The sequence below is a fragment of the Alkalicoccobacillus porphyridii genome, from assembly GCF_007293315.1.
Taxonomy (GTDB): domain Bacteria; phylum Bacillota; class Bacilli; order Bacillales; family Bacillaceae_D; genus Alkalicoccobacillus; species Alkalicoccobacillus porphyridii.
This window is the reverse complement of record NZ_VLXZ01000010.1, coordinates 73,312-85,750: the sequence shown is the minus strand read 5'-3', so window position 1 is coordinate 85,750 and position 12,439 is coordinate 73,312. Positions and strand designations below refer to the sequence as shown.

Genomic DNA, 12,439 nt, shown 5'->3' with positions numbered 1-12,439 from the left:
TGCTCCCCCCTTATTCATCATCGGTCACGATCATCGGTTCGATGCGTGAACGAAAGTCTTTGATTTCCTCTTCAATATCATAGTCTGCTCTAGTAATCCGTTGTTCTGAACGCTTCCACTCATCATTTATCCGGTTCCAATTTAAGACCTGTGGCTGTGCTCGAGAGTATTGTAGCTGCTCATAATAGGTATACAAACGTTCGTCTTCCTGTAAAGCTGGATCTTCCCACGCATCAACACGGGGAGGAAGCACACGTACATCGTTAAAGTAATCTATTTGCGTGTCTCGGTCAGTTAAATAGGATAGGAAAGCCACAGATTCATCTGGATGCTCTGACCATTCGAACACCGCCATATTAGATCCGCCAATAACTGAGACGTTATTCTCTTTCCCTGGCATCATTTTTGTATCCCAGTCGTCGAAGTCTGGATAATTATCAATTAGCTGCTGATAACGATAGGGTGGTTCAAAGAACATCGGTTGAATACCATCAACAAATGATTGCATCGGGTCTAGTCCTAAACCAAGTGGAGCAAGGTCCTCACGGAAAAATCGTGTGTAATACTCAACCGACTCTACAAATTTAGGATCCGAGAAATCCACACCCATGTTATCTGTTTCAAATTCAACACCATTCTGCCAAGCGAAAATGTAAGGGATGGTGTCGTCATTTTCAGGTAAAGTCATACCATATAAACCATGGCCACGATCATAGAGTTTCTTTGCAGCCTCGTACAGCTCTTCCCAGGTTTCTGGCCCATCAGGATAGCCAACATCCGCCAACAGATCTGTTCGGTAAAAGAGAACCCGCGTCTCTACATACCAAGGCACAGCCATTAATTCATCATTATAGAGTGCTGAATCTGTGGCTCCTTCAAAAAAGTGATCTGGGTCCAAATTAGGATATTCCTCTACGTATTCATCAAGTGGAAGTAGGGCACCGGTGCTTGCAAAGTCAGCCATATAAGAGGTTCCGAGCTGAACGACATCGGGTCCACTGCCAGACGCTACAGCCGTTAACAAGTTATCGTAAATATTGTCCCAAGGAATGGCTTGAAGATTTACCTTTACTCCTGGGTTCTCATCCTCAAACCTTTGTATATAGCCTTCATTCACTAATTGCTCAGCCTCCCAGCCGATCGCCCAGACATCAAGTGTAACCTGGTCATCTGCTTCATTTGAACATGCTCCAAGTAGCATGAAAGCGAGCGTTGTTGTAAGTACCATCTTTTTATTCACGGTCCTGCCTCCTTTTATTATGAATGTATGAGCTGTAGCTCTAGCTTGTTTGCTTCATCGCACTTACTGCTTCCATTGATATACACAAAAAAAGTACCTGGATCACTAGAGTAGGTTAAGTCACTGTGATGGTAACGAAGCATTTCTTCGTTTATTTCAAACGTTATCGTTTTAGTCTCGTGTGGAGCTAGCAGTATTTTCTTAAAACCTTTTAACTCTTTCACAGGTCTAACTACTTCAGCTACTGGATCCTGTAAGTAAAGCTGTACGATCTCCTCACCAGCAACATCACTAGTGTTGGTAACATCTACTTCAACAGTTAAAGTCTCTGTCTTTTGAAGATTTAAATTAGTTGCTCTCAATTGGCTATACTCAAATGCTGCATAGCTTAAGCCGAATCCAAATGGATAAAGTGGCTCATTGGCAATATCAATATATCGAGAGAAGAAACGCTCATCACTTCCAGCTGGGAGAGGTCTGCCTGTTTGGTAAGAGTTATAGTACACCGGAATCTGCCCAGTAGCTCTTGGGAATGACATCGTCAGCTTTCCGCTAGGATTAGCTTTTCCAAATAATAGATTAATAATAGCTGCGGCGCCCTCTGAACCAGGATGCCAGCATTCCAAGATCGCATCCACATAAGGCTCCAATTCTGAGAGGTCCAGTGGACGTGCATTAAATAGTGTAACAACAATAGGTTTTCCGAGTTCTTTCAGTTTTTTAGCTAATTCAATTTGGCATGGAGCAAGTGTGATGGAAGCACGACTTCTGCCTTCTCCACTGCGATCCCGTCCTTCGCCAAGTGCTAGAACGATGATGTCTGCTTGGTTGGCGATGTGAAGAGCCTCATCTAGTAGCTTTTGGTTACGTTCATACATCTCTGCACCCTTAGCGTAAAAAGTCGGCTCCAATTTATCTTTTAGTGTAGCGGTGTCTTCCATTTTCCCGAAGATCGACCATTCTCCCAATAAGTCATTGTTATCAGCATAAGGACCGATGAGAGCAAGTCGCTCGCGGTCTTGCAGAGGAAGAACGTTTTCATTTTTTAGAAGAACAGCACTTTTCTCCGCGGCTTTTCTTGCTAGTTGTTTATGCGATGCATGGCCAAGAGTAGCTTGCTCACGTTCCTCACTTGTTGCACGATAAGGGTCCTCAAAGAGCCCGAGGTCGTTCTTTAACTGTAAAATTCGCTCAACTGCCTCGTCGAGTAGGGACTCATCCAGCTTCTTTTCATGAATTAATTCGCTAAGTGATTGGGCATAGCAAAGGCTCATCATATCAATATCGACACCGGCCCGAAGTGCTTTCTCTGCTGCCTCTTCTTCATTTTCAGCCACGCCATGGGGGATAAGCTCCTGAACAGCTCCATAATCAGAAATTACCACTCCATCAAAGCCATATTCCTTTCTTAGCATGCCGCGCAATAGCTGAGTGTTTGCCGAAGCGGGAATCGAGTGAACGGTATTAAATGCGGTCATCACAAGCTTTACACCTGCATTAAGCGCAGCAATATAGGCGGGCATATGCATCTCTCTTAGCTCGCGCTCTGAAAGGTCAACGGTGTTATAATCACGCCCCGCCTCCGCTGCCCCATAGGCGGCAAAGTGTTTGACGCAGGCTGCGATGTGATCCATGTTATGGAGTAAGTCAGAGCCTTGAAGTCCGCGAACGGTTGCTTCAGCAAACTGTTCATTTAGATAAGGATCCTCGCCCGTTGATTCCATCACTCTACCCCAGCGCGGATCACGAACGAGATCAACCATAGGTGCAAAGCTAACGTGTAGTCCTGCGCTTGCTGCCTCTTTAGCTGAAACCGCTTGCAATTCTTCGACTAACTCGGGATCCCATGTTGACCCAAGCCCAAGCGGTATCGGAAAGATCGTCTCATAGCCATTAATTACATCTGCCATAAACAGAAGCGGAATCTTTAGTCTGCTTTTTTGCAAATGCATTTCTTGAATATCTATTAATTTCTTTGCACCGGCAATTCCAAGGACCGACCCGCTTGCTTCAATAATGGTTTCGTTAACAGGAAAGTCAATTCGCCCCGTGAGAGGGGTGTCATTCTCGTGAGTAGAGTAGAACACACCTGCAAACTGAGTCAGCTGACCGACTTTTTCTTCAAGTGTCATTTCTGCTATTAGCTGTTGTATCTGTTCACTGTTCATCTGGTTGTCACCTCTTGATCAAAATTCTAAATCGGTGAAACGTTTCACTAAAAGGGTAAAAAAAATCAATTCGCTATATTTTGGAGCGTATATAAAATTTGAAACGTTTCACCTAATATGTTGAGTATAGTATAAATCGACTTAGAATCTGTTTGCAAGAGTAAATTTTAACAGGACCTCACAAAGTGTATTATTCCGTTGTGGAGGCCCGTGCCTTTAGAGAGGTTGGGATCATAACATGATGAGCTTCTTCCTCGGAGATAAGCTGAAGTAGAACTCTTGCAGCTTCTTTTCCCCATTCGTTTGTAGAGTAGTCAATAGTCGTTAAGGGGGGAGTAATATATTGGCTAAGAAGACTATTATCAAAACCAGCGAGACGAATATCTTTACCGATGCGAAGTCCTTTTTCCTGCCAGTATTTCTGCATGCCAACAGCGGTACTATCAGAGAGAGAAAATACATTTACAGGTTCACCTGAAAAGGCTTCTTCAATCTTTCTTGCAGCATCTAGACCACCGTCAAGATCAAACAATCCTTCAATCACTTCAACTTGATGACTCGGAGCTAGCTCTGCATATGCTTGAAGGGCGCTTTTAACTCGCTCTTGGCTATCAAAATTCTCTTTGCTTCCGGTTACTATGTAGGTTCTTGCAGAAGGTCTTTTTATAAGATGGCTGGCCATGTCTTTTGCGCCTTTCTCATTGTCGAGAAGCACCTGTCGCACATGCTTGTGATAGAACATTCGATCAAGAACCACAATTTTTCGTCCGATATCTGCAAGGCGCATAATTTCCTCAGACGTAATGTTATTGTCCATAATAAGGCCGCCATCTACGGACGCATCTATCAAGGCATTGGTTGCGTTTTTTCCTGTGCAAACGACCGTGTCATAACCAGCGCTTGAACACATATCAATGACCCCAGAGAGAATATCGCCAAAAAAGATGCCACTGCTTTCTTTAATGAAAATACCAATCTTTTTGGTGTAGCGGGTTTTTAACGTGCGTGCCGCTGCATTTGGCCGATAATTTAATTCTTCAGCAATACGCTTAATGTGCTCAGTCGTTTTTTTTGAGACTTTCGGATTCCCGTTCAGCGCATACGAAACAGACGTCATCGAAACGCCCGCCTTTTTTGCAATATCACGAATACTTACCACCAAAATGTCCTCCTTCGCTCCAATATAGTTATTTCTTTATGTTACAAGGGTTTTGGCAGTTGTCAACTTGCTCTGAGTTAGTTGATAAAGAGTGTCGACTACAAATTAAGAAGCTGTCTTCTTTAACATTCTATACAAAGAATAAACAATCAAACCTAGCAACCCAAGGTAGGCAGCTTCGGCAAATGTTTCTACAAACCTAAACTCTGAAACCACAACATGTACTTCATTCATGTAAGGAATAGCCTCCTTTTATTTTTAATTCTAGAGAAGATTGCAGTGGTTTTCAATAGAGAGGAGGGAAAAGTGAAACGATAGAAGGTAAAGTGAAACGATAGAGGGCCGAAGTGAAACGATGGAGGGGAAAGTGAAACGATAGATGGCTGAAGTGAAACGATGGAGAGGAAAGTGAAACGATAGAGGGCCGAAGTGAAACGATGGAGAGGAAAGTGAAACGATAGAGGGCCGAAGTGAAACGATGGAGGGGAAAGTGAAACGATAGAGGGCCGAAGTGAAACGATGGAGGGGAAAGTGAAACGATAGATGCCTGAAGTGAAACGATGGAGCAATAAATGCCGCAATAGGAAAATCAAACAACCTCTCACACCACCACGTCACAGAAATAAAGTGTTTCGCGCTCGGAACACTACCGAACCACCTACAAAATAAAGCTTTTTCCTCTTATTCAAGCGGATTTACACCCGTGCTTTTGTTGCGAGCACGCAATCATTTTGGTATAGTTTAAAGTATTGTCAACATGCGATTTTGGAGGTGGAATGAGATGTCTCGAATCTCAACAGATCAAGTGAAACACGTGGCCAATTTGGCTCGTCTTGCGATTACGGAAGAGGAAGCTCAAATGTTCACAAAGCAGCTGGATGATATCATTTCGTTTGCGGAGCAACTAAATGAGTTAGATACAGAGGGTGTTGAACCAACAACACATGTACTGAATATGAAAAATGTACTGCGTGAGGACAAGCCGGATGCTGGGTTACCAGTGGAGCAAGTCTTGAAAAACGCGCCTGATCATGAGGATGGTCAAGTGCGAGTGCCATCTATTATGGAATAGCAGGGAGGATCCGGAACCATGTCTTTATTTGATCATTCAATGAAAGAGCTTCACACGAAGCTAAAGGAAAAGGAAATCAAGGTCTCTGATCTTGTTGATGAGTCATATAAGCGTATTGCTGAGGTGGATGGTAAGGTTCAATCCTTCCTGACACTTGATGAAGAGAAGGCTCGTGCCTATGCAAAAGAGCTGGATGAAGTAGCTCCCGAGGGATCATTATTCGGTATGCCAATTGGTGTGAAGGATAATATCGTGACGAAAAACCTTCGTACAACGTGCTCAAGCCGTATTTTAGAAAATTTTGACCCGATTTATGATGCCACTGTCGTTCAAAAACTTCGTTCAGCACAGGCTGTAACGATTGGAAAATTAAACATGGATGAGTTTGCGATGGGTTCTTCTACAGAGAATGCGGCGCTAGCAAAAACAAAAAACCCATGGAATCTTGACTATGTTCCAGGTGGATCAAGTGGTGGTTCGGCTGCGGCTGTGGCAGCTGGGGAAGTACTTTTCTCACTTGGCTCTGATACAGGTGGTTCGATCCGTCAGCCAGCAGCCTATTGTGGAGTGGTTGGACTAAAGCCTACATATGGTCGTGTATCACGTTTTGGACTAGTTGCCTTTGCTTCGTCACTTGACCAAATTGGTCCTGTGACGCGTCGCGTTGAGGACAATGCGTACTTACTTCAGTCAATTTCCGGTGTGGATCCTATGGATTCAACATCTGCTCAAGTTTATGTTCCAGATTTTCTTTCTGGTTTAACTGGAGATGTGAAGGGACTTAAGATTGCTGTACCAAAGGAATATCTTGCTGAAGGTGTTCAGCCTGAGGTGAAACAATCTGTTCTTGATGCGTTAAAGGTTCTTGAAGCTCAAGGCGCCACATGGGATGAAGTTTCGCTTCCGCATTCAAAATATGCGCTTGCGACGTACTATTTAATCTCATCTTCTGAGGCTTCTGCTAACCTATCTCGTTTTGATGGGGTTCGTTATGGCTATCGTACAGATAATGCGGACAACCTTCTTGAGATGTACAAGCAAACGCGTGCAGAAGGCTTCGGTAATGAAGTGAAACGTCGTATTATGCTTGGAACGTTTGCTTTAAGCTCAGGTTACTATGATGCGTACTATAAAAAGGCGCAGCAGGTTCGTACACTAATTAAAAAGGATTTTGAAGACGTATTTGAAAACTATGACGTGATTGTTGGACCAACCACACCAACACCAGCTTTTAAAATTGGTGAGAAAACAGATGATCCATTAACGATGTATGCGAATGATATTTTAACGATTCCAGTAAACCTTGCAGGGGTACCTGCTATCAGCGTACCGTGTGGATTCCAAGATGGACTTCCGCTTGGTTTGCAGATTATTGGAAAACATTTTGACGAAAAAACTGTGTATCGTGTAGCCCACGCCTATGAGCAGGCAACGGATTTTGCCGATGCAAAGCCAGTGCTGTAGAGGGGGTCAAACAACATGACAAATTTTGAAACGATTATTGGACTTGAAGTACACGTTGAGTTAAAAACTGACTCTAAGATTTTCTCAGCCAGTCCGAACCATTTTGGAGCAGAGCCGAATGCCAATACAAGTGTCATTGACCTAGGTTATCCTGGTGTGTTGCCGGTACTGAACAGAAAAGCCGTGGACTTTGCGATGAAGGCTGCAATGGCACTTAATTGTGAGATTGCTACAGACACGAAGTTTGACCGCAAGAACTATTTTTATCCGGATAACCCAAAGGCGTATCAGATCTCTCAGTTTGATAAGCCAATTGGTGAGCATGGTTGGATTGAGATTGAAGTAGACGGCTATAAGAAGCGTATCGGAATTACCCGTCTTCACTTGGAAGAGGATGCTGGAAAGCTAACTCACTCAGCTGGCGGCTATTCACTTGTTGACTACAACCGTCAAGGGACTCCACTTGTTGAGATCGTATCTGAGCCAGATATTCGTACACCAGCAGAAGCGTATGCTTATTTAGAAAAGCTAAAAGCGATCATCCAATACACAGGCGTTTCTGATTGTAAAATGGAAGAAGGATCTCTGCGCTGTGATGCCAACATCTCCCTTCGTCCAATTGGACAAGAGAAGTTTGGTACAAAAGCAGAATTGAAAAACCTGAACTCATTTAACTTTGTACGCAAAGGACTTGAGTATGAGGAAAAACGTCAAGAGCAGGTATTACTTTCTGGTGGAATCATTGAACAGGAAACACGTCGTTTTGATGAAGCGGGTGGAAAAACGATTCTGATGCGTGTGAAGGAAGGTTCGGATGACTACCGTTACTTCCCAGAGCCTGATCTAACAGCTCTACACATTGATAATGATTGGAAAGAGCGCATCCGTGCAGAAATTCCTGAGCTACCAGACGCGAGAAAGCAGCGCTATGTGAGTGAATTGGGATTGCCTGCATACGATGCGATGGTCTTAACGCTTACGAAAGAAATGTCTGATTTCTTTGAGGCAACCACAGCCAAAGGGGCAGATACAAAGCTAGCCTCAAACTGGTTGATGGGTGGCGTATCTGAGTACTTGAATGCAGAGCAGAAGGAGCTTGAAGACACGGCTCTTACACCTGAATCTCTTGCTGGGATGATCGGGCTCATTCAAAAAGGAACAATCTCTTCTAAGATTGCGAAGAAGGTCTTTAAAGAATTGATTGAAAACGGCGGCGACGCTGAGCAGATCGTTAAAGATAAAGGCCTTGTTCAAATTTCGGATGAAGGCGAAATTCGGAAAATGGTGGTGGACATCCTTGACCAAAACGAACAATCCATCATTGATTTCAAAAACGGAAAAGACCGCGCAGTTGGCTTCCTAGTCGGTCAAATCATGAAAGCCTCCAGAGGAAAAGCGAACCCGCAAATGGTGAACAAATTCCTGATGGAAGAGATTAATAAGCGTTAATAAGAAAAAGCTGACCTGTGATGGGTCAGCTTTTTTGGGTTTTCTATGCCCTTGTTCAATTATTTCATGTACCGTATTTTGCAAAGATACTATCTTTTATGATAGCTACTATCAAAATAGTGCGTACTTCTCAAACATTGGTCTGCACCTCATGATAAAGTCTCATTAATAAATAAGGAGAGATATAAAACGACTGCAAAAAATTATTATCATGGTGTCCCATGGGAAGAATCTTTTGGTGTGTCTCAAGCATATAGTTCAGATGGAATTGTTTATATATCAGGGCAATTTTCTCGTGATATGCAAGGGAATTTTGTTGGAGAACATGATATTGAATTACAAACAAAACAAACGTTTGATAATCTAGATAGGGTGTTAACAGGCTTTAATATCAAGCGGTCTAATCTAGTTGATTTAGAAATCTTCTTAATCAATCCTCAAGAGGATTCGGAGACACTCATACCGATTTTCAAACAATACATGGGGGATATACGCCCCGCAGTTACCATGGTTGGGACAGCAGGATTGGCTTTTTCTCAAATGTTAATTGAAATTCGTGCCATTGCACACGTAGATTAAACATTTAATTTAAAGCCCTTCATTCACTAAATGAGAGGGCTTTAAATGAGTTTTGCTAATTTTGATTTTGTAATAAGACTAAACTCAACTCTAGGCCTGATTCATTACTTTTTTACCCCTTAACCGCTCCAGCCGTCAACGCCCCAACAATATATTTCTGTAGCAATAAGAACAGAATAATCACGGGGATAATCGACATGATACTTCCTGCAGCCAAGTAGTGGGTGGTAATTTGTGCTTGAGTAGACTGAAGATTCACCACACCAACTGAAACGGGATAGAGATTCGCATCATCAATTAAGATAAACGGAATAACAAACTGCGACCAGCTCTGCACCGCAACTAGAATCACAACAGAGATAATCCCAGGACGTGCAACCGGCAGCAAAATCTTTGTGAGGATCTGCCAGCGTGTGCACCCATCAATAATCGCTGCCTCATCCATTTGCTCAGGCAGGGTGTCGAAGTAATTTTTCATGAAGATGGTTGCGAGTGGTAGAACAACCGCAACATAGATCGCCAGGATAAGCATAAAGTTGTTCAGTAGTTCCCAGCTAGCAAATAGTCGATACAACGGAATCGAAATAACAACCGCTGAAATCATCTGCGTCATTAAGATTGCGAGTAGAAACGCATTTTTTCCCTGCATTTTAAAGCGTGACAAAGCAAAGGCAGCTGGGAGGGCAATAAATAAAGTAAAAAGCACCGTTAGCACAACGAGACGTAACGAGTTCCAAAGATACGTAAGTACGGGCGTTGTTTGCAAGACATGCAGGTAGTTATCAAACTGCCAGCTTGTTGGCCAGAGGGATGGTGGTACCTGAAATAGCTCGGCTTGTGTTTTTAATGAGACAGAAGCGACCCAAAACAAAGGGAATAGGAACACGATGACAATCAAAAAGTAGCTCAAATAAAGACCTATTTTTAACGGCTGTTCTTTAGATTTTGCCATTATTCATCATTCCTCCCTTTTCCGAGTACAACCAAATAAATTAAAGTCATAACAATATTTATGGCAAGCAAAATCATTGAAGTAGCAGCACCGACACCAAGATTAAACTCTTGGAAAATTGAAGTATAGATACTAAGTGCAATGACTTCTGTACTGTTACCAGGTCCACCTTGAGTTAGTGCCATAACCATATCAAAGGTGTTGAAGGTATCAATCGAGATGATAATAAGATTGATTAATACGATAGGTAGGATGGCCGGTATAATGACATTTCGTAATCGTTGGAAGGCTCCAGCTCCATCAATTTTAGCGGCTTCCAATACATCCTTTGAGATCGTTTGCAAGCCTGCATACATCAGAATCATACTAAACGCCGTTCCACGCCAGATGTTTGCAAGAGTCACTGATAGAAGTGCCATAGTTGGATCAGATAAAAACGTAATTGGACCCAATCCAATCATTGATAGAAAGTAGTTTAATATTCCTGCTTGTGTCTCTGTATAAAGCATTTCAAAAATGATACCGATGACCACACCAGGAATGGCCCAAGCTACAAGCACAGAGGTGCGAACAACTATTGTACCCTTAAGCTTTAGGCTCTCTCCTCGAACAATTAATAGAGCGACAATAAATCCGCAAAGCAACTGGAATACTACACTAAAAAATACAAAGAAACCAGTCGTGCCAAGCATTGGCCAGAAGCCAGGTAAGGTAAAAAGCCGAACATAGGATTCAAGTGTATAACGAAATTCAGTATCTACTAAACTCATGTCAGTAAAGCTCATTCGCACAATTTCTAGAATGGGATACAAAAATACCGCAATGAGCAAGAGAGTGAGTGGGATTAGCCACGGATAAGGTGTATCAGAAAAAGGTGTTTTCTTACGTTTAAGAGAAGATTGAGAAACTGGTTCGGTTTTCATTCAACATCCTCCATCCCAAATGTGACAATTTCCCAAGCATCGTCTAAAGCTTCTTCAGGTGTTTTACTACCTGAAACGACTTGAGATATGGCGATCTGAAGCTGTACTGAAATCGTGTTGTATACTTGCTCTGCTGGGCGTGGTCGACCTTCCTTTTCAAGTATTTCCTGAAACTCATCTATAAAAGGAATGGCCTCAAATTCAGGAGAATCATACACGGAAGCTCGAACTGGCATTGAGCCATCACGCGTTGTAAAGCGCGCCATACCTTCTTCACCAACATAGGTTCGTTGCAGGAAATCGAAGGCAGCTCGTTGCTTCTCAGGATCTTCAGTAAAAATGCCAAATGCCCAGCCGCCAACAGTAGAGGTAGGCTCGCCACCTTCAAGAGTTGGTAAAGAAGCAACATCCCAATGCTCAAAGTCATCACCGAGAATTTCTTGGAATGTATTAATCTGCCATGTTCCTGGATAGAGCATTTTGACTAAACCTGTTGAGATTTCAGCATTTCCATCATTTTCGGTCCCGTTAGAAGCCATACGTTTAGTTATGGCTCCAGACTCTACACCTTCATAAATAGAGTTGAATACATTTAACATGTACTCGCGATTCTCACTATTGTAAAAAGCAGGACGACCTTCCTCGTCAATTAACTCGCCACCCTGACCCCAAAATAATGGCAGCAGGCTCGTTACTGATGTTCCTTCACCAACTCCAAGAGGTAGCACAAGACCTTCATAACCCTGATCTACTAACTCATGAGAAATGTCCATCGCATCGTCCCAGGTCTCAGGTGGTTCAGGGACAAAACGCGTATCATAAAAAACGTAACGAACATCAGTACTAAGATAGAGACCGTAAACATTGCCATCATCTCCAACCATGACATCCTGAGCAAACGGAAGAAAGTCATCTAAATCCATTCCGTATTCATCCATCAGTTCATTAAGTGGCTGCAACTGATCCTCAAAACGCTCTAGCGCATACCCATCAACTAATGCAAAATCTGGAGCCTGTCCACGCACAGCTTGTTCCAAAAGCCGAGCCATCGCCTCATCAATATTTGTCGTATGAATACTATGCTGCATAGGGAACCCGTATTCTTCCTCAATGTCACTAACGTTTGCGCGAACATAAGAACTCATCTCTTCATCGGGAGCATCAGGCGAGGAATCGGAACCTGTGATCCAGGTTAACGTTTCACTATCACTTGCATTAGAACAACCAGTCGCCACAAAAAGAAAACAGCTTGCGATTGTGACAGAAAATGGGATCGATCTCATAACCTATTCCTCACTCTCTACAATTTAATTACATGTTAGCGTTTGCAAAAAACAATGTAGTCACAGGGTATCGAATTCAAAATTAATTGTCAATTCATATCATATTTACATGTGTTTTGTTGAAACAGCTGAATTAAGCGCCATAACAGG

The 12,439-nt window shown here is 42.8% G+C and carries 11 protein-coding genes; 4 read left to right on the top strand and 7 right to left on the bottom strand.

Annotation, left to right across the window (positions count from 1 at the left end; genetic code table 11):
* Positions 1-10 precede the first annotated feature (10 nt).
* The 4 genes from FN960_RS15655 to FN960_RS23235 all read right to left on the bottom strand — a co-directional run bounded on the left by FN960_RS15655 (position 11) and on the right by FN960_RS23235 (position 4,801).
* Entirely contained in the window at positions 11-1,240 is a 1,230-nt protein-coding gene (locus FN960_RS15655; protein WP_143849792.1) for an extracellular solute-binding protein, read from the bottom strand.
* 17 nt (positions 1,241-1,257) lie between these two features.
* The gene (locus FN960_RS15650; RefSeq protein WP_143849791.1) at positions 1,258-3,408 is read right to left on the bottom strand and encodes a glycoside hydrolase family 3 N-terminal domain-containing protein; all 2,151 of its coding nucleotides are present in this window, start codon (positions 3,406-3,408) and stop codon (positions 1,258-1,260) included.
* A 190-nt stretch (positions 3,409-3,598) separates the two neighbouring features.
* The gene (locus FN960_RS15645) at positions 3,599-4,567 is read right to left on the bottom strand and encodes a LacI family DNA-binding transcriptional regulator (RefSeq protein ID WP_143849790.1); all 969 of its coding nucleotides are present in this window, start codon (positions 4,565-4,567) and stop codon (positions 3,599-3,601) included.
* 105 nt (positions 4,568-4,672) lie between these two features.
* Positions 4,673-4,801 carry a hypothetical protein gene (locus FN960_RS23235; protein WP_260682036.1) on the bottom strand — a complete coding sequence of 43 codons (129 nt, stop codon included), beginning with the start codon at positions 4,799-4,801 and terminating at the stop codon, positions 4,673-4,675.
* A gap of 547 nt (positions 4,802-5,348) precedes the next feature.
* Here FN960_RS23235 and gatC point away from each other — a divergent pair.
* The 4 genes from gatC to FN960_RS15625 all read left to right on the top strand — a co-directional run bounded on the left by gatC (position 5,349) and on the right by FN960_RS15625 (position 9,131).
* The gene (gene gatC / locus FN960_RS15640; protein ID WP_143849789.1) at positions 5,349-5,639 is read left to right on the top strand and encodes an Asp-tRNA(Asn)/Glu-tRNA(Gln) amidotransferase subunit GatC; all 291 of its coding nucleotides are present in this window, start codon (positions 5,349-5,351) and stop codon (positions 5,637-5,639) included.
* An 18-nt stretch (positions 5,640-5,657) separates the two neighbouring features.
* The gene (gene gatA / locus FN960_RS15635) at positions 5,658-7,103 is read left to right on the top strand and encodes an Asp-tRNA(Asn)/Glu-tRNA(Gln) amidotransferase subunit GatA (protein WP_143849788.1); all 1,446 of its coding nucleotides are present in this window, start codon (positions 5,658-5,660) and stop codon (positions 7,101-7,103) included.
* A 15-nt stretch (positions 7,104-7,118) separates the two neighbouring features.
* On the top strand, positions 7,119-8,552 hold the full coding sequence (gene gatB, locus FN960_RS15630) for an Asp-tRNA(Asn)/Glu-tRNA(Gln) amidotransferase subunit GatB (protein ID WP_143849787.1): 1,434 nt from the start codon (positions 7,119-7,121) through the stop codon (positions 8,550-8,552).
* A 240-nt stretch (positions 8,553-8,792) separates the two neighbouring features.
* The gene (locus FN960_RS15625; protein WP_260682035.1) at positions 8,793-9,131 is read left to right on the top strand and encodes a RidA family protein; all 339 of its coding nucleotides are present in this window, start codon (positions 8,793-8,795) and stop codon (positions 9,129-9,131) included.
* A gap of 112 nt (positions 9,132-9,243) precedes the next feature.
* On the opposite strand, the gene FN960_RS15620 is transcribed toward FN960_RS15625, so the two are convergent.
* The 3 genes from FN960_RS15620 to FN960_RS15610 are packed head-to-tail and all read right to left on the bottom strand — an operon-like array spanning position 9,244 to position 12,289.
* Entirely contained in the window at positions 9,244-10,083 is an 840-nt protein-coding gene (locus FN960_RS15620; RefSeq protein WP_143849785.1) for a carbohydrate ABC transporter permease, read from the bottom strand.
* Entirely contained in the window at positions 10,083-11,006 is a 924-nt protein-coding gene (locus FN960_RS15615) for a carbohydrate ABC transporter permease (RefSeq protein WP_143849784.1), read from the bottom strand. Before FN960_RS15615 ends, FN960_RS15620 begins: the two co-directional genes overlap by 1 nt.
* Complete coding sequence (locus FN960_RS15610; protein ID WP_143849783.1) at positions 11,003-12,289, bottom strand: extracellular solute-binding protein; 1,287 nt, start codon at positions 12,287-12,289, stop codon at positions 11,003-11,005. The genes FN960_RS15615 and FN960_RS15610 overlap by 4 nt, the downstream gene beginning before the upstream one ends.
* Positions 12,290-12,439 lie beyond the last annotated feature (150 nt).

Coding starts and splice junctions, on each gene's coding strand:
- gatB (WP_143849787.1), top strand. CDS start 7,119: ATGACAAATTTTGAAACGATTATTGGACTTGAAGTACACGTTGAGTTA.
- FN960_RS15610 (WP_143849783.1), bottom strand. CDS start 12,289: ATGAGATCGATCCCATTTTCTGTCACAATCGCAAGCTGTTTTCTTTTT.
- FN960_RS23235 (WP_260682036.1), bottom strand. CDS start 4,801: ATGAATGAAGTACATGTTGTGGTTTCAGAGTTTAGGTTTGTAGAAACA.
- gatA (WP_143849788.1), top strand. CDS start 5,658: ATGTCTTTATTTGATCATTCAATGAAAGAGCTTCACACGAAGCTAAAG.
- FN960_RS15650 (WP_143849791.1), bottom strand. CDS start 3,408: ATGAACAGTGAACAGATACAACAGCTAATAGCAGAAATGACACTTGAA.
- gatC (WP_143849789.1), top strand. CDS start 5,349: ATGTCTCGAATCTCAACAGATCAAGTGAAACACGTGGCCAATTTGGCT.
- FN960_RS15620 (WP_143849785.1), bottom strand. CDS start 10,083: ATGGCAAAATCTAAAGAACAGCCGTTAAAAATAGGTCTTTATTTGAGC.
- FN960_RS15615 (WP_143849784.1), bottom strand. CDS start 11,006: ATGAAAACCGAACCAGTTTCTCAATCTTCTCTTAAACGTAAGAAAACA.